Genomic DNA, 21278 nt, shown 5'->3' with positions numbered 1-21278 from the left:
GTCGCGGTTTTATGAATTACTTTTTCACGGCAAGGCCTCCCGAACACCCAAAGTGCGCCAGTTGATACGCATTGCTATAAAAAAACTATTCGCACGAACAAGCTAACCAAAAATATGGCCGTAAAGCTAAATATTAAAATCCTGAACTTCTGGAACGTTTTTAATCTATCACCCTCAAAAATTAACGCTGTATTTTCTCCGGGCAGAATATCTAGTTTCAGTATTTCTAAATACTTCACATACCCAATTCTTGATTTTTCTTGTGATGATTCATACAAGGATAGCGAGAAATATAAAAGGACTCCTACATTAACCAGTAGCGAGCCTACAGTAACCCATATAATAAAATCCCTTAATGTCATTAACCACCTCCAATTTAGGGTGAATATTTTTTATAAAGCTCGATAAATTATAGTTTATAAGATCAATATTTAGCATGAAGTATAGATAGGAAAAAAGTCGCGCTTACTGCCTGCATGCGAAAGATAATGACGGTTTTGAATGCCATCGTGAGGGATAATTGCGACTGGCAAGCTAACCAAATTTGCGTTGACGGTATTGATTTTTTACTACTGTCGCTTGTTATGGCAGCGATGGTTTATACTTTTAAAAACTACGTTTATCCAAAAGCCAACCAACGCTACCGATTAATATTACTGATGCGAATTTTCACCGCAAACCAATTTAGTGGCAACCCACAATGCGAAGTACGCTTTGTGCAGACTTTCTATTAGCACCGGAACAACACTGCACATATTGAAAGTTACGATAAAACCAAACCGTATTTGCTTGCGATTAGCTTTCTATGAAGCACGTTCAAAAAACAATTCGCACGCTATAACGTCTCAATCAGCTGACGCTTTAGCGGTCGGCTGCATTGATTTGTTAGGCCTTTTTGATACTTCACCACAGTGTATTATTGTATGTGCAAGGCTCCATTGAATTTGTTCGAAGAAGGCATTAGCGCTCATTTTACGTTCCAAGGAGTTTAGGAACCCGTCTAGCCACGAGTGATAATCCCATTTATTGTTTTTCACTAGAGAAAAAAGCTTAAACTCAACTTCAAAATCTACATTTATTTGATATTCCGAGGATCTTTCAAAATCCGTTACTCCCAGGTAGTGACGTTCAAAACCTCTAGGAGACACAAAGCCAAACTCTTCAAAATTAACATTAAAAGTTAGAATAAAATTTTCTGTATTAAACTTTATAGCTCCTGACTTATCTCTGGACACAATGGTTTTAGCCGGCAATATCAGATCAAATCTATGATAAATTGCGCCATCCTTGCCCTGAGACATTACAATGACGCCATGCTTACTGCTCACCTCCCCCAGATCAAAAGACGCTCTATTTTCCATTGGAGCTGTGAACAGCTCCATAAATCTATTTGACAATAAAATATCGGGAACGTCTTTTCGTGAATACTCTCGCAGCTCGGACTTAGAGTATTTTTCTTGATTGAAGTAATCAGTCAAGTGTGTTGATAAGTTATCCAAAACATAGTACTCGGTAGCTTCTTTTATTAGTTTGGCTGCTCCAGTTATTTTCTTTTTAGCGGTTTGATTTTGCATATCAATATCGAAACCACTACCAAGAGGCTCTTTATCCCACTGTGATCTCAATGCTAGGTTTTCTTTGAATGCCCCTTTTAGATATCTAACAAGATCTTCTCCATAGTTATATCTTGGAATCTCAATCAGCTCATTTTCTATTGGATCAAAATTTATATAACCCTCTATATTCAGCTTGTGACTGCGCGCGTTGCCGATTTTCTTAGCCAGCACAATAATGCTCAGAAACATGACCGCAACTAAAAATAGCAACAGATAGGTTGGTGACTCTTTGAAGTAGTCAAATATTATTGATGCTATTCCACTTGCACTAATAGCTAGAACAATCGTTGCTACTAGCACCTCAAGAAAAGCAGATCTACTGCTAGTAATCTGATCTATCAATTTATACTTCATCAATTCTGCTCAATTTTTTCGAGGTTGTTTGTAAGCCTAACAGTTTATTAGACGGCTATAGCCGTATATCACTTCGCCGCTTATCACCCGCAGCTGTGAAGTGGCGAAAATCCTATTTCTCTTAAGTATCAATTAGTTAAATTTAATACCAGCGCTTATCAAAAATGACAAATCCGGCGCGAGAGTTTTATGCTATGCAGGTTATCACTTTTACAGCCAGTTTGAGACTAACCTAAACCCCTGTTTTAACTATCATTCTTACTGATACACAAGTCTGGCATCAGGTGATATACGGCGTTAGCCGGTTATCAGAGATTGTCGAGCATCAAATATCACGCCCGCCGCATTTGCGTCAATTACTGCGGCTAACTCTCCGTAAATTACGTAAGACTCAACAGCGACTTAAAACCATCGCGATAACGACGGGAGAGGGTTAGGTTTTTCTGGTTGAGCAGCGTGACTTGATAGTCGCCGGTGTCCAGTGCTTGTATCTCGCGGATCTGCTCCAGGTTTACGATAGTAGAGCGATGGATGCGCGCGAAATTGGAAGGTAATAGTTTTTCCAGTTTATCCATGGTAATGCGCATGGGGTAGACCGTATCTTTGATATGCAAATTTGCGTAGTTGCCCGAGGCTTCGATCCACTCGATATCGCTAGTCTGGATTAAAAATTCGCGCCCCAATTTTTTGATTAGCAAACGTTCGGGCGGCGACTCGGGTTCGGCGCTTTCGCTCTCGGCACTATCGGCAAGATAGCTCGCCTCACCTTGCAGGCGCCGTACGATAAAACGGTAGCCTGCAATCACCAGCGCAAGTGTTAAATAGGCTTGCGCATCTTTGCGATATTCGTAGAAGAACTCCATTGGCAGATGACCGAACTCGTAACGGGAATCCATCAGGAAATACCAAAGTTTGCGCAACCCCACCATGCCCGAAACATGCAACAAGGAAAACGGCAGCGTTGCCAACATGTGAGCAACTAACCAGCGCTTGAAATCCAACCTGGCGAGCCAGCGGTCATTTAGCCATATGCCCAGCGGAATTAGTGACAGCAATATTACGCAGCTGGAGATCTCCCAACAAAACGCCTCCCACAGCGCAAGGCTTTTGCCCATGCGTTGGTATTCCATTAAATGGTTGGTCGCCAACACCACAATATTAATGCAGAACCAACCGATCAAAAGCATCGCACCCCAGGCTTTCTGGTGCGCTAAAAAATGGTTGAGTCGTTGCTGTTGTTTATCGTTTGTGGTCATTGGTTTCACATGTATCAGGAGGGACGAGAATTCTATTGATCAACATCAGGATAGCAACCGGAACTCGTCACTGCCGGCTTCCGTTCATCACATTTTGTTGTAGGTCAATCACTTAGCAACACACTGTTGCGCAGGGTTTACCTAGCATAGCGCTTTCACTACCGCTCAGGAAATCTGCCACATGACTCAATTACAATCGTTTCCGCCCTTACACCACACGCACCTGCATCCAGTTCAGCGGCAGCGTTTGGTCGAGTTGGATTGGTTGCGTGTGCTGGTATTAGGCTTATTGATTTTGTATCACACCGGCATGCTGTATGCCGAAGGTTGGGGTTGGCATTACAAAAGCACCTACTCCAGCAAGATGCTTACGAATGTCATGCTCTGGTCGAACCAGTGGCGAATGTCGCTGCTGTTTTTGATTAGCGGCGCCGCTATTTCATTTTTGCTTGCATCCCAACCTTGGGGGCAGTTTATTCGCAAGCGTGTGCCACTGCTATTACTGCCGCTGTTATTCGGCATGCTCGTTATTGTTGTGCCACAAGTCTACGTGGAGGCCAATAGCAAAGGGTTGATCAACAGCCCCAACTACTGGCATTTCTGGTACATCTATCTGGATCAAACCAGCGCAGAGTTTGCGCCACACAAAACTCTGGGAAAGATGCATCTCACCTGGAATCACCTCTGGTTTTTACCCTATATTCTTGCCTATACATTGATTATCTGGGCGGCTTATCCGCTAATCAATTCACCGAAGTGCGCGCCGGTTTGGCGGTGGATTAGTGGGCGATTAACAACCCGCATGGTTATATTGATTCCTATCGTACTGTTTTACGTTATTGGTTGGTGGCTTTACGAGAAATATCCGACCACCCACAATTTTGTGCAGGATTGGTACAACCACGCGCGCTCATTTTTATGTTTTGTATTGGGGTTTGTATTGGTACGCATACCATTCATCTGGAGCAAATTTGCATCACTGCGCTGGTATTTATTACCCGCCGCACTCGCAACCTATACCTACGCATTATTTGCATTTAACGGCGGCTCCTTAGGTGACAACATAATCGCAAAAGAAATAAACGGATTGATTTGGTCGGCCAATGGCTGGCTATGGATATTGACGATCATCGCCTGGGCACAATATTGGTTTACTTTCAGCAATCCGCTGCTGAAATATTTAAATAGCGGTGTGTATTGTTTTTACATCCTGCACCAAACATTGATCATCGCTATCGCGTATTTTGTTGTACCCAAAAAATTGGGCGCAGCAGTTGAACCTATATTAATTATCAGTTTGGTTGCAATTGGATGCGTGGTTTTATTTGAAGTGATTAAACGGCTACCAGTGGTGCCGGTTTTGTTTGGGATTCAAAAGCAAAAGTTAACATCAACCGATAACTAATATTCTCACCGGCACAACATGAAAATGCTGTGCCTTTTTCGGCTAATTCGATCTACATCCTAGCTCGTACATCTTGAGCGATATTGTCTTTCATCAAACAAACCTCACGCTTCATTGCAAAAATTGACACTAGCACTGTTAGAACTTGCAGCAAAATGTGTTGCCCTATTTTCAGTAATGAAAAATTACTGCCAACTGAAATCACTGTTACAAATCAAAAAAATCAACCCCGGATGAATTATGAACAAATCGTTACTTTTCGCGTTGGCTTTTGCTGCACCAGCTGCATTCGCCAATGTCACTATCACAATGCACAGTGTCGATGAAAAAGGCGTTGGCGCTGCAGTCGGACAAGTAATTGTCACTGAATCCAAACACGGTTTGGTGTTTACTCCCAACCTGAAAGGGCTGCCACCTGGAGCACACGGTTTTCACGTACATCAAAATGGTAGCTGCGATTCTGCCGAGAAAGATGGCCAGATAATTCCCGCTGGAGCAGCTGGCGGTCACTATGACCCTGCTGGTACCAACGCCCACGGTACACCTTGGGGCAAAGGCCACTTGGGCGATTTACCACCGCTTTATGTTCAGAATGATGGCTCTGCAATACAACCCGTTTTAGCACCGCGCCTGAAACTTGAAGACATTAAAGGAAAATCATTAATGATTCATGCGGGCGGCGATAACCACTCGGATCACCCCGCACCATTAGGCGGTGGCGGAGCACGAGTGACATGCGGCGTTATTAAATAAATGTCAGCAATAGAAAAGAGCGCCAAGCGCTTTTTTCTATTGCATTGCGCAGGAATATCAATTTTTTATTCTTCAGACATCAAAAAAAGATCAAGCGGCGAATTCTTCATTTTATTCGATAACGGTAATTCATGAACAACTGCAACCACAATTCCAGGAGCTACGCGAGCCGCACCGGAAAAGGCTTCAACCAACAAAGGTTCAGACTTTAGGCTCTCAATTGCTTTGCTTCCTGCATCATCTTCATTCTCACACTCAACCCTTATAGTGATGAATAAGCCATAAAGATCCTTTACCCCATTGTGAGTAACATCTAAATTTTCACAATGAAGAAATACTGCAAAATTTTTCATAAAGTTTCATTAAATTTATGGATGCGATGCATGATATAACTCCATTGCTTTTTCCTTATCAGAGATCGGGCGCAGAAAAACGCCGGGTTTTATACCCGAAAAATCATTTCCCTTTAGGATGACAAGAAAAACTCTGGTGTCATTCTTATGAGCGGATTGGATTTGCCCCAAGGAGTAATGAAGGTCGTTGGCGAGCGGCACTGGCAACACTGTAGGAACTTGCGAAGCGTTAGTAACAAGAACTTCATCAACACCAATGCGAAGACGGATAGTGTTGTCCAACCCAGGACCTGTACGTGCAAGTTTGTCTGTCACAGGCTTACCCCGCGCATCAACCATATCAACACCTGTAATGCGACCGATAAGTATATGATCAGCACTCGCAGCCATTTCCTCAAGCGAAGCCTCATATGGAAGCCCTGCTAGCGCGACTGCAGGTAGTAGCGAAATTATCAATATCAGAATGTGCTTCATATTCTCATTATCCTAAAATAAGTTCCTTTGAGCAGAAGATAGCCTACGGATGAAAGCCTTTGCTAGCAATACCCGTGGCAAATTAGATGGCATAGATCGCACACAATCGATAAAGTGGCAGAAGAGGGCAATTACTCCGCAGTTTGCATCATCAAATCCGGTACCAATAACCATGTCAGAAAAATTACACGTTAAAGAATCCTCGGGATTGCTAACGTTTCTTGGTGCGCAATTACAAGGTTGGGCACGCAGCAAAATCAAGCAGCGGCTACAGAGCGGTTGTGTGAGTGTGAACGGTGTATCTACTACACAGCACGACTTTGCACTGAATGTTGGCGACTTGGTGGAAGTTGGCGCAACGCCTAAAGTGACTAATAGTTCGCCGTCGCAATTGGAAATTTTATATTCTGATCGCGACATTATTGCGATTAATAAACCCGCAGGCTTGCTCTCGGTAGGTACCACCAAAGAAACTCAACAGCATGCGCTGGCGATTCTGCGCAATCAGCTATCGCGCCGATCGCAAGCGGTAAAATTATGGCCGGTAAATCGAATTGATCGCGACACATCGGGTGTATTGTTATTTGCGACCTCACGCGAAATGCGTGAGGCGGTGATGGCTAAATGGGATCAGGCAGAGAAAACTTATCTGGCGATTGTAGAGGGCTGCCCCACTCCGGCAGAAGGAACAATTGATCAGCCATTGCGTGCCGATGAAGAAGAATATCGCATGCATGTAGGCGCGCACCCGGATGCAAAACCGGCGATCACCCACTTTAAAACAGAGCGCACAAACGGCAAGCGAACACTTTTGCAGGTGCGAATAGAAACAGGACGCCAGCATCAAATACGCGCACATTTATCCTGGTTGGGATATCCCGTAGTCGGTGACCAACGTTACGGCACCCAAGGCATTCGCATGGGGTTGCATGCGTTGCGTTTAAAAATTGTTAACCCCAAAAATGGTAAAGAATTAACGTTTGAAACACCTGCCCCGGCAGACTTCTTTGCGCTACTCAATAAGTAACATCGATCTGTAAAAGTAGACTGGAAAAAAGGGCCTCAATTGAGGCCCTTTTTTGTACCGCCGCAAGCATACTCTTGTTAATACACATCGCGTAGATAACGCTTATCCATATTTAGCTTACGAATGTAATTGACAGTTTCGGCCTCATCGAATTTTCCGTATTGCTGGATGATATCGCGCAGCGCCTGGTCAACATCTTTTGCCATACGGCTGGCATCGCCGCAAACACAGAAGTAAGCGCCCTCTTCCAGCCACGCCCAAATATCTGCACCGCATTCACGCATACGATCTTGCACATAGATTTTTTGCGTTTGATCGCGCGAGAAAGCGAGACTCAATTCATTGAGCACACCGTCTTTTTGGAATTGCAGCAATTCATCCTGATAGTAAAAATCGGTAGCGGCATGTTGCTCACCAAAAAACAACCAGTTTTTGCCTGCATCGCCACGCGCTTGTCGCTCTTGCAGGAAACCACGGAAAGGCGCAACACCAGTGCCGGGACCAACCATAATTAATGGCGTATCGCCTTTTTCAGGCACATGAAAATGTTTGCTTGGCTGTACAAAAATCGGGGTATCAACTCCTTCAACGCGATCTGCCAAAAAGGTTGACGCCACACCTTTGCGAATTTTTTTACTATCGCGATAGCGACTGTAGCGCACCGCTGACACGGTGAGATGGATTTGATTGGCAAATGCCTTTGAACTGGATGCAATGGAATACAAGCGCGGCTGCATGCGTTTTAGCAATGGAATTAATTCATCAACACCGGCGCGGATAGGAAACTCTTGCAGGATATCAACCAACTGCCGACCATAAAGCCATTCTTGCAACTCAGCTTTGTGTTCTGCATCCAATAAGGTTTTTAGTTCTTTGCTGTTGGCGCGTTGCGCAATAAAATTTAACGCCTCCAAACTCGGGCGACAAATTTCATAATTTTCAATAAGTGCTTGATGCAATGGTTTTTCGTGAGTATCGACCACCACCGGCGCATCCGCATTTAAATTCAGCGCTTGCTCTAACTCAAATACGTAGTCAGGACAATTTTTTGGCCAGATGCCCATGGCATCGCCCGCTTCGTAAGTGATGCCCGACTCACCCAAATCAAAACCAAATTGACGCACATCCTTACCCGAACCAGCCGCACTCAAGCGCTTGTTAATCACCAGACGCGACGGATAAGGATTGGCTTTGGTGTAAGCCGCCGCTTGGGTCGAAGTTGATGTAGTCGTTGCACTCATGGTCGATGACTGGTTCGCAGCGTTAGTTAAAGGTGCTAATTGCTCTTTTAGCTTAGCAAACCATTCGCCGGCCGATGCCTCATAATCACTGTCACAATCCACACGCTCAACTAACGCAGTAGCGCCCAACGCTTGCAAACGGGCAAATAGCTTTTTGCCGTGCCCGCAGAATTGATCGTAATTGGAATCACCCAAGGCTAACAGCGCAAATTGCAGTTGATTTAAAACCGGTGCCGAATCCGCCGTTAATTGACTCCAGAAATCGCCGCCATTATCAGGTGCATCGCCATCGCCAAACGTACTGGTGATAAACACGACTAATTTATTGGCCGCTAATTTTTCTATCGAATAATCATTCATCGAATGGACATTGACTGCCCAGCCTTGCGCCGATAATTGCTGTGCAAATTTTTCTGCGAGGGTTTCGGCATTGCCCGTTTGCGATGCCCACAACAACAACAGTTCCGGTTTTGCCTCCTGTGGTGCGGAGGCTGTCACGCCTATCGGCAATACACGGCTAAACATTCCCGCCAATAAACCATTGACCCAAGTGAGATTACCCGGAGCAATTGGGGCATCTGCCGGTAATGCAGGGACTGCGGTAATTAATTTTGCCGTTGCCTGCAGGCCGCTGATATAGCCGCTCAAATAATTTCGTTCAACATCAGAAAAACTGGGCGCGACTGATTCCACAACACCAATTTTTTCTGCAAAAGATTTAATCAAGGTCATGCTGGTTTCCTCAGCAACAGCAGCGAAGGCTTTTGCGCTGGTGTAATCATAAGCGGGCGCAGCACTTGCGCCGACAAATTCCAACTCATTAGCTTCAACAAACACTTCTACGCGCTTTAGCGCAACGGCGGCAATTTTCAGTTCCGGTTGCTGCGAGATAGCATCGACTTTATCGCTGGTTACCGCGTTAATGCAGAGATTATCGCCATAGACATCATTCCAATGAATAGGCGCAAAACAGCAGCCGGGCTGCACGCGATCAGTGACAACTGCCGGTAAAATCGCGTAGCCACGGCGTGAACGGATTTCCACTTTATCCTTGTTGTTAATACCTAATTCAGTTGCATCTTGCGGATTAATTTCCACAAAAGTGCCGGGATTTAATTTGTTGAGCGTGGGAATTTTTCCGGTCTTGGTCAGCGTGTGCCACTGGTGTTGCACGCGACCAGTATTGAGCACTAACGGAAATTCTTTATCCGGCATTTCTTCCGGATTTACGTGTGGTCGCGCATGAAAAATCGCTTTACCGGAATCAGTCGCAAATTGTAAAAGCGGAGCGCTGCCGTCATCGACTATTTTTAACGGCTGGTTGATGCCGGTATTTAAATAGCGGATGGGATTGCGTGTGGAAGTTTCATCAGCACATGGCCACTGCAAGGGTGATTCGCGCAAACGGGTGTAATTAACACCGCGCAAATCGTATCCGGTTTTGGAGTTATAACTGCGTTTGATTTCTTCAAACACTTCAGCGGCGGAGTTAAAACTGAAGCCATCGGCAAAACCCATCTCGCAGGCAACGCGCGCAATAATTTCCCAATCTGCCATTGCCTCGCCGGGTGGATTTACCGCTTCTTGCATGAGCGTAATATTGCGCTCGGAATTAATCATTACGCCTTCCGCTTCTGCCCATAAGGCACCGGGCAATAAAATATCGGCGTAGCGATTGGTTTCGGTATCGAGGAATGCATCTTGTGCGATCACCAGTTCGGCGCGCTGCAATCCTTCAATAACAATTTTGCGATTGGGCACAGAGGCAACCGGATTGGTGCAAATAACCCAGCAGGCTTTTATGTCGCCCGCTGCCATTCGCTCAAACATGTCCACAGTACCCTTGCCTAATTTGGTGCTAATAGTACCGGCGGGAACATCCCACATTTGTTCAATAAATTCGCGATCTTTTTCTACCAGCAAACTGCGCTGCCCCGGTAAACCCGGCCCCATATAACCCATCTCACGGCCACCCATTGCATTGGGTTGACCGGTGAGCGAAAAAGGCCCACTGCCGAGACGACAAATTTTTCCGGTCGCCAAATGCAAATTGCAAATTGCATTGGTATTCCAGGTGCCGTGGGTGCTTTGGTTTAACCCCATGGTCCAGCAAGTCATAAATTCAGGAGCGTTGCCAATTAACTCAGCAGTTTTATGCAGGGATTCGATTGAAAGACCGGTAATTTCACTGACATTTTCCGGTGTGTAGTCGGCTAAAAACTCCGGAAAATTTTCCCAACCTTGCGTGTAGCGCGCGATAAAGTCCGCATCGGTTTTGCCATTTTTGTGGAGCAAAAATAATAAGCCATTCAAGAACGCGAGATCGGTGCCGGGCTTGATAGGTAAATACAGATTCGCTTTTTCTGCCGTTGTGGTGCGGCGCGGATCAACCACAATTAATGTTGCACCGGCTTTGACGCGATCCATCATGCGCAAATACAAAATCGGATGGCAATCCGCCATGTTTGCGCCTATCACCAAAAATAAATCGCTGTGATCAAAATCCTGATAAGAGCCGGGTGGCGCATCCGAGCCGAGCGATAATTTATAACCGGCACCGGCGCTCGCCATACACAAGCGCGAATTGGATTCGATGTTGTTGGTGCGCACAAAACCTTTCGCGAGTTTATTGGCGAGGTATTGCGATTCAATCGACATTTGCCCCGACACATAAAAACTGATGGCGTCGGGGCCGTGTTGATCGAGGATTTCGCGCAAGCGTTTGGCGGTAGTGCTGATCGCCTGCGCCATGGGCGACATCACCGGATCGCGGCTGCGCTCACTGCGAACGAATGCAGATTCCATACGACCGGAATTAACCAATGCCTGGGCGCTAGTCTGACCTTTGGTACAAAGGCGACCAAAATTAGAAGGATGGTTTTTATCACCCGACACTTTGATAATTTTTTTGCCGTCCGTTTCCAGCACCATGCCGCAGCCAACGCCGCAGTAGGGGCATACCGAGCGCACGGATTTACTCTCATTTTTTACAACAGCTTCTGACATAGGCTTGCAACTCCTCATTGAGAGGGGTTTTGCAAGCGTTATGCCAGTGACTTTTTGCGAGCCGGGTTTTGTTAGCGCATGCCAAGAATGCAGCAGCAGCAATCAATAAGTTGCTGATTTTTAATGATTTTTTATCTGCATTAAAAAAATCGAACGATGCGGATTGATCAATTGAAAATCTAGCCAACCTATTTTTTCGCCCCAGATACAGGCAATTTTCAACGCAAAGAGCACGATAATGTTTTTTATTGGTGCGAATTAAAAATCAATGCTTAGCGCAACATCTTTTCCCAAACAATAAAAAGCACCAAAACAATGCAAATACATCATTAAGCTATTGATGATTGAGCAATAGTTAACCAACAGCGGCTTACGGCCAGCATCCTTATTACTAAGCGCGGCAAAACACCAAAAAAAGGCCTAAAATCAACTATATTCAATGACATAGTTACATAGACCCGATCTACCGATGGCGCATGAATGAACACAGACCCGCAAATAAGACTACTACTCAAAAAACTGAGCGTGCCGACAGAAGGGCTGGCAGAGCTGAGCTTTTGCGGAGGAAACAAAGCAAGCAATGTTAAACAGTGGTTGCAGAACTTACCGCTGACCCAAACCCAGCAAGTCAGCGTTCATCTTTATAATGCGATTCATGAAATTAGCCGCTTGCGCACCACTTGCGAGAATCGACTTGCCATTCTTGAGCTGCTGCGCGCACCTGTACATCAAACGCTCAGCGGACTCGCGCTCAAATATTTAAATCAGCCACTGATTTTGCCTGAGGCAGCACTGAAAACTGCCACTGTTGCCCAGGCGATCCAAAAACATTTTCTGAACAGCTATCTCGCCGTAGTGCGTGAAATTTGTACGCCGCATGCCACTAAAAACCCACCAGAACAACAAGCCTTAGCAATCCAGCGCGCGCTGACTGCACTGGGCTTATTGCTGCTGCGCTCATACCAACTTTATTTACCTATTGCGAATCAGGTGTGGGCAGAAATACATACGCTCTATCAATTAGCCTGTGCACTAGAACTTGAGCAGGTGCCGGTTGAAGACAGGCTGCCTCATCACCAAGCGTTGAAAACTATTCACAATACTTACTTGCGCATACTGCTGCTCGCCACTGCGCGTCCGAATCAATTGCGTCAGGATGAAATTGAAAGTACTTACAATTTGTTGGAGCATTTGGCTCATCTCGCTGAGCTGGATAACTACAATCCCGGCGGCAAAGAAAACTTGTTTGTGGTGCTCACCAGCAGTAATCGCCCGCCGTTTTATAAATCCCACTGGCGCCCTGCCAGCCATCCCAATGAACAACCAACGCTGGAAATTCGCACCAGCAATCTGGTGGGAAAACTGCAAGATCAACAAAAGGTAGGCAATGAAGGTGTGGATGCGAGTGTGAGCATCCGCAACGAATTGAACTTGTCAGCGGCGTTAACCAAACATCTGGCGCAGGCATGGAGCCATCTCTCATTGCGCAGCTTTGAGCGGCAAGACGTGAATGCCGAAATTGAAGTCACTATCGGCCTCACCAATATCCATTTTCATCTTGCGGGTGAACAGCCGTTCAATCTATTCCTGAACCAAAGCAGCGCAGTGGCTGTAGCACAAGATAAAGGCGCAATCTTCCAAAAACGTGGCATTCAATTAAAAAGCAGTGATGCGCAAAAGGAAGATGATCCCTGGGGCGATACATTTGAAATCGCTGGCACTATGTTTGATGGCCGCCAACGCTCGACCGCGAATATTGAAATGAAAATTAAATCCCAGGAGAAGGATAACTATCAGGGACAGCATCCTGTTTACACAGTGCCATTAATGGATCGCAGCCCCGGCGGCTACGGTCTTGAATGGCGCAATGAGATTCCGGTGCAAGTGCGCGCAGGTGAACTGCTTGGTTTGCGCGAATACGGCCGTAATAAATGGGCGATTGGGGTTGTACGCTGGGCACATCAAATTAAAGGGGCAACGCAATTAGGGATTCAGGTTCTTGCACCCCATGCAATTCCCGTTGGCCTCGCAGCTGTACACAAAACCGGCGGTCACGCGGAATATTTGCGCGCACTGCAAATTCCCGAGCTGCGCGCAGTGAACCAACCGCCCAGTTTGATTACTAATGCCATCTCGTTCCATGAACACAACAAAGCGCGACTTTACAGTCACCCCCAAGCGGGCATTAGAGATGAGGGGGATAAATCAATCCAACTCACTCAGCGACTGTTTGCTACCGGCGCGTTTAGCCAATTTGGCTTCCGCGAACTGGTGACGGCCAAAGCAGAGAAAACTGCGAAGGACGATTTTGATTCGGTTTGGGAATAAATTGCCCAGGTTGTATACATGCCAACGCGAACCAATCCACAAAAGTCTCGACCAGATCGCATAAACGGCATGAGAGGTTGAGCGACTGAGTGAATTCAGTAATATTGCCCGCAGCAAGGACCCTTAGCCGCCAACGCAAGCAATTGGCGACACAAGGTAGGGTTTATCGGCTTACCGGTAAACTCCCGTCATGAAATCCGACACGACAATCAGCAAAAAACGGTAAGGTTCGCGACAAACAAACTTATGCGCAAAAAAACGCGCTATAGTCAAAACACGAGCGAGCCCTGATCATCGCCTGACTACAAGAAGATATATGACTACTACCGATACCATCCGACTCCTTATCCTTAACAACCAACGCTCTGAAGCTGAGCGCTTGATCAGCATGCTGCATGCCTCCGGCCACCCCTGCCGCGCGCAACATGTCGAGAGCGAAGAAGCGCTGGTTAAGCTGTTGCAGGAACAGAGCTGGGACTTGCTTATCGGCAATAACAACACGACTGCCCCCAGCCCCCAAGTGGCGATCAAACAAATTCGCCGCCTGAACAAAGATGTTCCGGTAATCCTGCAATATGAAGATGACGAAGACGGCAATCCCTTTGCTGTTGTAGAAGGCCTGCGTATCGGCGCTACCGATGTGGTCAATCTTGATGATGACCAACACTTATTACTGGTGATAGATCGCGAGCTGGCGAACCGTGAACATCGTCAGGCGCGCCGCAATACTGACCGCCGCTTCCGCGAAGCCGAGCGCCGCAGCCAACAACTACTCGATAGCTCGCGCGATGCCATTGCGTTTATTCAGGATGGGCTTTATCTCTACGCCAACGAGTCTTTTGCCGAACTCTTTCATTACCAGAACAAAGACGATATCGAAGCCATGCCGATTATGGACATGGTGGCCGATGGTGATCAGGGGCGCCTGAAAAACTTTCTGAAAGATTTCAGCATTAAAGGTGATGAAGCTGAATCCAGTAGTTTGAGCTTTACCGGTATCGCGCAAGATGGCGAAGAAACCCAAATCGATCTGGAAGTCTCGCTGGTTACCTACGACGAAGAACCCTGCATCCAATTCCTTGCCCGCGCTGCTGCGAATCTGGCAAGTAATGCCAACAACGAGGAGCTGGAAGCACAACTCAAACAAATCAAATGGCAGGATCTGGTTACCGGCGTCTACAACCGCCAATACCTGCTCAACCAGCTCGACCACATCATCGATAACGTCGATGAAAAACAGTATTACTGCCTCTTCTATATAGAGTTGGATCAATTTGGCGATCGTGTGAAAAACACCTTCGGCGTTGCTGGCTCCGATCTCGCGTTAATCGACATAGCGACACTCTTGCGCGCTAAAGCCAATACCAACGATATTATCGCGCGCCTTGGCGATTCTACCTTCGCGATTATTTCGCCCAATGTGAAGGCCGATGCAGCGGTTAATCGCGCATTGCAACTGTGTAAGGATCTTGAGTCGCACATTATCGATATCGATCATAAAACCCTGCAGATCACCTGCAGTATTGGTATTTCCCTGATCAACGAAACCACCACCAATACCAATACCGTGATTGAACAAGCGCGCAGTGCTATGGCAAAGGTCAACGCCAACGATGGCAATTCTGCGCAATTGTTTGAACCTGATACTCCCAAGCTGGATATCAAAATTGATATCAATGCCGCTATCCAGCAAGCGCTGGACGGCGACCGCTTCCGCTTGTTGTTCCAACCGATTATCAGTCTGCGCGGCTCCGACGAAGAATATTACGAAGTCTACCTGCGCATGGTGGATGAACACGGCAACGAAATTTCGCCAAATCACTTTTTGGAAGAAGCAGCCAATATGAGCGCTTCGACCAAAATTGATCGCTGGGTGATTTTGGAGTCGATCAAAATGTTGTCGCAGCATCGCGCCAAGGGCAACAAGACCAAACTCATCGTGAATATTGGTCGCCAATCATTGTGCGATGAATCGCTGGTGCCTTGGCTTGCAGTTGCCTTTAAAGCGGCCAAACTCACAGCCGATTCTATTGTGTTCCAGGCACAGGAAATTGATGTCACCAATCATTTGAATGCAGCGAAAAACTTCGCCGACGGCTTGGGTAAATTGAAAACCAGTTTTGCGATTAGCAATTTTGGTTGTTCATTAAATCCGTTTAATACGCTCACTCATGTTTCTGCCACCATGATCAAAGTGGATGGTTCATTTACCACTGATATCCAGAACAACAACGAAAGTCCCGAGACGCTAATCCAGCTGATCGAGAAGCTAAACGGCGAAAGTAAAATTACGCTGGTGCCCTTTGTTGAAAATGCGAGCGTGCTTTCCACCCTCTGGCAAGCTGGCGCGCATTACATCCAAGGCCATTATTTGCAGGAGCCGAGCCACGGAATGACGTACGACTTTAATATGGAAAGCTGATTTTTTCGGGTACGAATTTATCCATTCCAGGTGCGTTTTTCGCTTTTCCAAACCCAAAAGTTCGACTTTGAGATGCATGTGCGCTAAATGCGTGCATGCGTCACAAAAACACTTCTTTACACTAATGCCCCAATTACTTTTTCCCGCAATTAAGAATAATCTCCGCGCAAACATCACTTATAAAACAAGATGTTATCAACCACGTTTAGCCTCTAATTGAAGTCGATTTATCGCATAAAAATAAGATAAACGATAAAAACGCCACGCCGAGATGGCCGTTAAATCTTCTTCAGAGTACTCGCCAAAAAAGATCCTTTTGCATCGTTAGCCAAGCCTAATTCGATATGGCTCACGGCTACCTCTCGCACTCAGGATTACCTCCAACAACACGCTGTAATAACGGGCTTATGCGCCAAGGCTTAACTAAAAAAATGCCTGGCGTTTGGTATTTCCGGTGCCTCATAACCCGTTAAAAAGCTGCCGACCCCATCGGCACTCATCTTTGAGGAAGAACTATGAGTAGCTTTAATGCCTCAGCGAAGGACTCTCGCCCGGCAGGTGCGCTAATCCGCTCCTTCTGTGCGCTTGGGTTGTCCCTCGCACTAACTACGCTATCGCTCCAGACCCACGCCGCCTGCCAATATCAGGTAACAGGCCAATGGAGTAATGGCTTCACTGGCACAGTCAAAATCACTAACGACACTGGTGCCGCACTGAGCAGTTGGTCGCTCGGCTGGCAGTATGCGGGTGATAACCGCATCACTGGCGGTTACGATGCCACCTTCACCGGCACCAACCCTTACACCGTCAAAAACGCCAGCTGGAACGGCACTCTGCAGCCCAACCAAAGCCTTACCTTCGGCTTTCAAGGGACTAAAGGTGCGGCAGCAGCAGAAGTTCCAACTCTGACCGGTAGCCTCTGCGGCGCCACTCCAGCCTCTTCATCGAGCAGCGCAATTACTACGTCATCTAGCAGTTCATCGCGCCCTAGCAGCTCAAGTTCTGCGATTACCACCAGCAGTTCGAGTTCTGCCCCAAGTTCGAGATCGTCATCTTCGTCCTCCGTTGCCACCGCAGCCTGGACCTTGAGTGCAACCGACTCTCGCCTAAACTTCGCCACCACCAAAAACACCCACAACCTGGAAGTACATAGCTTCACAACTTTGACGGGTGAAATCAGCAACAGCGGCGTGGCGACCCTGACAATTGATCTGAATACCGTGAATACCGGTGTTGCACTGCGCGACCAGCGTATGCGCGATTTGCTGTTCCAGACATCAACCTACCCAACTGCAACCGTGACTGTCGCTATACCTGCGAATTTGCTCAGCAACCTCGCGGTCGGCCAAGCGGCGGCCACCGATATTTCTGCCAGCTTGAACCTGCACGGCGTGACGGGTGCGATCACCACCAAGGTGTCAGTCCAGAAGCTGTCCAGCTCACGCATCCTTGTACAAAGTCTTGCGCCGGTGCTTGTGAAAGCCGGTGATTACTCGCTCACCGACGGGGTTGAAGCCCTGCGTGCTGCGGTCGGCATTGCCTCGATCAGTGTCGCCGTCCCGGTGGATTTCGCGCTCGTTTTCGATGCGCGTTAATTGGAAGGAGCAGAGAGAAATGACTATGAAAAAATTATTGCAACTTTCACTGCTGTCCACCGGACTTGCAGTGGGTGTGCTGGCATCAGGTGCCGCCGTTGCGCAAGGTGCCTGTAGTGTCAATTACCAATCAGAGAACAACTGGGGTGCTGGTGCCCAGTACAAAGTAACCCTCACCAACACCGGTTCGGCAAAAACCAGTTGGGAGTTATGCTGGACATTTGCGGGCAATGAAACTGTGTCCAGTTTGTGGGAAGGGACTTACGCCCAAACCGGTAAAAATGTCTGCGTGAAAAACGTGGGCTACAACGGCAATTTGGCAGCTAACGGCAGCGTGTCGTTTGGTTTGATTGCAGCCAATCCAGGTGCTGCACCTACGGCTTACACCCTTAATGGTGCAGCCTGTGGTGGCGGAACAGCCAGCAGTAGTGCTCCTAGCAGCGTGCCCACTATTAGCAGCAGTAGCTCCAGCAGTAGTGCTCCTGCAGCGGCTGCCCGCTGGTTAGTGGACGGCACCAACTCTACCTTCCACTTTGTCACTGTGAAGAAAAATGCCGCTGGTGTGGAAACGCCGGAGAACATTACCTTCAGCCAGTTGCAAGGCACGGTAGCCACCAATGGCCAAGCAGTCCTGACCATCCCGCTGGCAAGCATCTCCAGTGGCGTGGACCTGCGCAACACGCGCCTGAAAGAGATTCTGTTCGAATCCCAATACTTGCCGAGTTTGCACTTCACTACCCAACTCGATCTGGTAGCGATTGATGCCATGGCCGCCGGTAGTATCAAAGTGCAAAGCGTCACCGGCAATCTGGTATTGCACGGGGTAGTTAAATCCGTGGTGTTTGATGCATTGGTGGTGAAGCATGCCAACAACAGCGTCAGCTTCTCGCCGCGTAAACCTATCGCCATCAACTCTGCCGATTTCGATCTCAATGGCGGTATTGAAGCCCTGCGTTCTTTGATGAGCCTCAGCACCATTGGCGAGAAAGTCCCGGTTTACTTCAAGATGTACCTAAACCGCGATAACCCGACCAATATTGCCGCCATCACTCTGCCTGCAGCGCCAAACACACCGCTTAGCTTCAGCGGTTCGGTTAGCAATACCTCTGGTACCGCTGTGCTGAATTGGGCCGATGCGAGCAATAACGAGACCGGCTTTTTGGTTCGTCGCAAGATAGGCGCAACTGGCCCTTGGTTAACACTCAACAAATCCAATGCTAATAGCGTTGCCTACTCCGATGACCTGCTCGAAGAAGGCGCTGGCAGTTACGACTACAAAGTCATCAGCGTTGCCGATAGTGTCCCTTCTGCAGCGACCAGCCCGGTCACACTGGTGTATGCACCGGCCAATACCTCCTCTTCAGTCATCAGCAGCGGCTCAAGTTCTTCTGTGATTTCCGTTGGATCATCCAGCAGCAATCCATCTTCCGGTAGCTCCAGCAGCAGCGGCATCTTGGTGGGCGACGCAACCCGCGGTTCGCAACTCTGGACCCAACGCGGTTGCGTCGGCTGTCACGGTGTTGATGGTGAGAAAAATGCGAATGGCACAGTTGCGCTTAATCCGCTCAATCCTAATCGCTCGGTCTATCGTCACACCAACGATAACCGTGACCTCGCCCTGCGCGATTTCATTGCTACCTGGATGCCATTGGGTAACGAAGGCAGCTGTACCGGCCAATGTGCCGCCGACCTCGAAGCCTATCTGTTCACTTGGCGCAGACCAGCTGATGGCATTCCTGACAGACCCGCAACAGCCTTCTCTTGTCCATCAAATGCCCCAAGCTACGGCCAACGCACCCTGCGTCTGCTGACCAAAGCGGAATACCAACGCTCAGTGCGCGACCTGGTGAATTATCAGGAAGACTTGCTGACTCGTCTGCCTGACGATTTCATCTCCGGCGCCTTCGTGAACAACAACGCACTGGAGATCGACAAGACCCGCTACACCAGTTACCTGTCGACCGCCGAGCGCATTGCAACCAACGTAGCAACTCGCTGGAACGCCGTGCTGGCGTGTATCCCAAGTACTGCTAACACCACCTGTGCCGACAAACTGGTCAACGACCTCGCGCCGAAGATTTTCCGTCGTCCGCTGAGTGCAACCGAGAAAACCGCCTACACCGGTCTGGCGCGCGGCACTACTGGTTCACGCACCCAGGCTGAAGGGATGGAGCTGGCGTTGGCGGGGATGTTGTCATCGCCACAATTCCTGTACCGCTCGGAAGTGGGTACGCTCTCCAGTGGTAATGTCTACAAACTCGACGGCTACGAAATGGCGACCTACCTCAGCTATACGCTGACCGGCAGTACCCCAAATGCTGACTTGATGGCCGCTGCCGCTCGTGGTGATTTGAGCACCGCCGCAGGCATTCGCCAGCAAGCCGCAACCCTGCTCAACGCCGCCAATACCAAACTGTTGCTGGGCGATTTTGTGAATCGCTGGTTGGCGACTGAATCGCTCACCACCCAATCCAAAGATGGCGTTGCCAACTTCACGGTATTGGCGAAAGACATGCAGTTGGAACTGGGCAAAAACTTCGCCAGTGCGATGCTGGATAGCAGCTCAACCTTCGCGGCCATCTACAACCCGACCTACACCAACGTGAACCAACGTCTCGCCAGCCACTATGGTTTGGCATTCAGCGGCACTCAGGATGCGGACGGATTTGCGCGCGTGAACACCAGCGACCGCGGCGGGATTTTGGTATCGGGTGCGTTTATGTCCCGCTACGCAACACCAGCGGATTCCAACCTGATCACGCGCGCAGTAGCCGTTCGTCGCAAGATGATGTGTCAGGACATTCCTGAACCACCAGCTGGCGTATCGCTTGACCGCGAAGCTTTGGCGAAACGCGATGCTGTGTTCTTCAACGACCCGAAAACCACCCAGCGCATGATTGCCGACCGCATCACCGCCGGTACTACCTGCTCCAATTGCCACGCGGAAATCATTAACCCGCTCGGTGGCGGTTTGGAAAACTTCGATGCAGCGGGTCGTGTACGCAGCACCGACCTGAAGGGTAATCCGGTTGTGACCACGGCGACTTTCTTCTCGCCCTATCAACACCTGCAATTCCTGAATGATCCGGATCGTGTGATTCACTCACCGGCCATCACGTTCAGCGGTGCAAAAGATCTCGCTCGCACCATGGTTGAACATCCACTGGTAGCGCAACAGGCACAAACCTGTCTCGCAACCCAGTTTGTCAGCTACAGCAGCGGTATTAATTCTCTGTTCCTGATGGACAAAGATCCCGCGCGCGTAGTTGGCAGTGTGGAAATTCCGGCGGCAGAAAAAACCGGCTATCGCTGTGAAATTAACAACCTGACCAGCGTACTCAATACCCGTGGTCCGCGCGCAATGCTTGAGGAACTTCCCGCATTGAATTCCGTGATCTATCGGCAGGAGTGGGCGCGCTAATGCGCCCCGCTCTCCTCGCCCTGAAAA

12 protein-coding genes are annotated in these 21278 nt (G+C 48.2%); 7 read left to right on the top strand and 5 right to left on the bottom strand.

What is annotated here, in order from left to right; all coding sequences use genetic code 11:
• Positions 1–845: 845 nt before the first annotated feature.
• Positions 846–1970, bottom strand: a complete 1125-nt coding sequence (locus tag AAGC78_RS00345; protein ID WP_435782028.1) for a hypothetical protein — start codon at positions 1968–1970, stop codon at positions 846–848.
• Between the two features lie 380 nt (positions 1971–2350).
• Positions 2351–3226: a LytTR family DNA-binding domain-containing protein gene (locus AAGC78_RS00340; RefSeq protein WP_435782027.1), complete on the bottom strand. Its 876-nt coding sequence runs from the start codon at positions 3224–3226 to the stop codon at positions 2351–2353.
• A gap of 181 nt (positions 3227–3407) precedes the next feature.
• On the opposite strand from AAGC78_RS00340, the gene AAGC78_RS00335 reads away from it, so the two are divergent.
• Both AAGC78_RS00335 and sodC read left to right on the top strand, forming a co-directional pair.
• Positions 3408–4631: an acyltransferase family protein gene (locus tag AAGC78_RS00335; protein WP_435782026.1), complete on the top strand. Its 1224-nt coding sequence runs from the start codon at positions 3408–3410 to the stop codon at positions 4629–4631.
• 240 nt (positions 4632–4871) lie between these two features.
• On the top strand, positions 4872–5384 hold the full coding sequence (gene sodC / locus AAGC78_RS00330; protein ID WP_435782025.1) for a superoxide dismutase [Cu-Zn] SodC: 513 nt from the start codon (positions 4872–4874) through the stop codon (positions 5382–5384).
• Between the two features lie 65 nt (positions 5385–5449).
• On the opposite strand, the gene AAGC78_RS00325 is transcribed toward sodC, so the two are convergent.
• Both AAGC78_RS00325 and AAGC78_RS00320 read right to left on the bottom strand, forming a co-directional pair.
• Complete coding sequence (locus AAGC78_RS00325) at positions 5450–5737, bottom strand: hypothetical protein (protein ID WP_435782024.1); 288 nt, start codon at positions 5735–5737, stop codon at positions 5450–5452.
• A 15-nt stretch (positions 5738–5752) separates the two neighbouring features.
• A complete protein-coding gene (locus AAGC78_RS00320; RefSeq protein ID WP_435782023.1) occupies positions 5753–6211 on the bottom strand; it encodes a hypothetical protein in 459 nt (152 codons plus the stop codon).
• 172 nt (positions 6212–6383) lie between these two features.
• Here AAGC78_RS00320 and AAGC78_RS00315 point away from each other — a divergent pair, with 172 nt between their 5' ends.
• A complete protein-coding gene (locus AAGC78_RS00315; protein ID WP_435782022.1) occupies positions 6384–7238 on the top strand; it encodes an RluA family pseudouridine synthase in 855 nt (284 codons plus the stop codon).
• A 77-nt stretch (positions 7239–7315) separates the two neighbouring features.
• On the opposite strand, the gene AAGC78_RS00310 is transcribed toward AAGC78_RS00315, so the two are convergent.
• Positions 7316–11485 (bottom strand): molybdopterin-dependent oxidoreductase, encoded by a 4170-nt coding sequence (locus AAGC78_RS00310; protein ID WP_435782021.1) that lies wholly within the window; start codon positions 11483–11485, stop codon positions 7316–7318.
• 480 nt (positions 11486–11965) lie between these two features.
• On the opposite strand from AAGC78_RS00310, the gene AAGC78_RS00305 reads away from it, so the two are divergent.
• The 4 genes from AAGC78_RS00305 (at position 11966) to AAGC78_RS00290 (ending at position 21251) form a co-directional block, all read left to right on the top strand.
• Positions 11966–13813, top strand: coding sequence for a hypothetical protein (locus AAGC78_RS00305; RefSeq protein ID WP_435782020.1), 1848 nt, complete (start codon positions 11966–11968; stop codon positions 13811–13813).
• A gap of 316 nt (positions 13814–14129) precedes the next feature.
• A complete protein-coding gene (locus AAGC78_RS00300; RefSeq protein ID WP_435782019.1) occupies positions 14130–16235 on the top strand; it encodes an EAL domain-containing protein in 2106 nt (701 codons plus the stop codon).
• Between the two features lie 515 nt (positions 16236–16750).
• The gene (locus AAGC78_RS00295; protein WP_435782018.1) at positions 16751–17830 is read left to right on the top strand and encodes a cellulose binding domain-containing protein; all 1080 of its coding nucleotides are present in this window, start codon (positions 16751–16753) and stop codon (positions 17828–17830) included.
• Between the two features lie 19 nt (positions 17831–17849).
• On the top strand, positions 17850–21251 hold the full coding sequence (locus AAGC78_RS00290) for a DUF1592 domain-containing protein (protein WP_435782017.1): 3402 nt from the start codon (positions 17850–17852) through the stop codon (positions 21249–21251).
• Positions 21252–21278 lie beyond the last annotated feature (27 nt).

Source organism: Cellvibrio sp., assembly GCF_039207905.1.
Classification (GTDB): domain Bacteria; phylum Pseudomonadota; class Gammaproteobacteria; order Pseudomonadales; family Cellvibrionaceae; genus Cellvibrio.
This window is presented reverse-complemented; position numbering and strand designations above follow the sequence as displayed.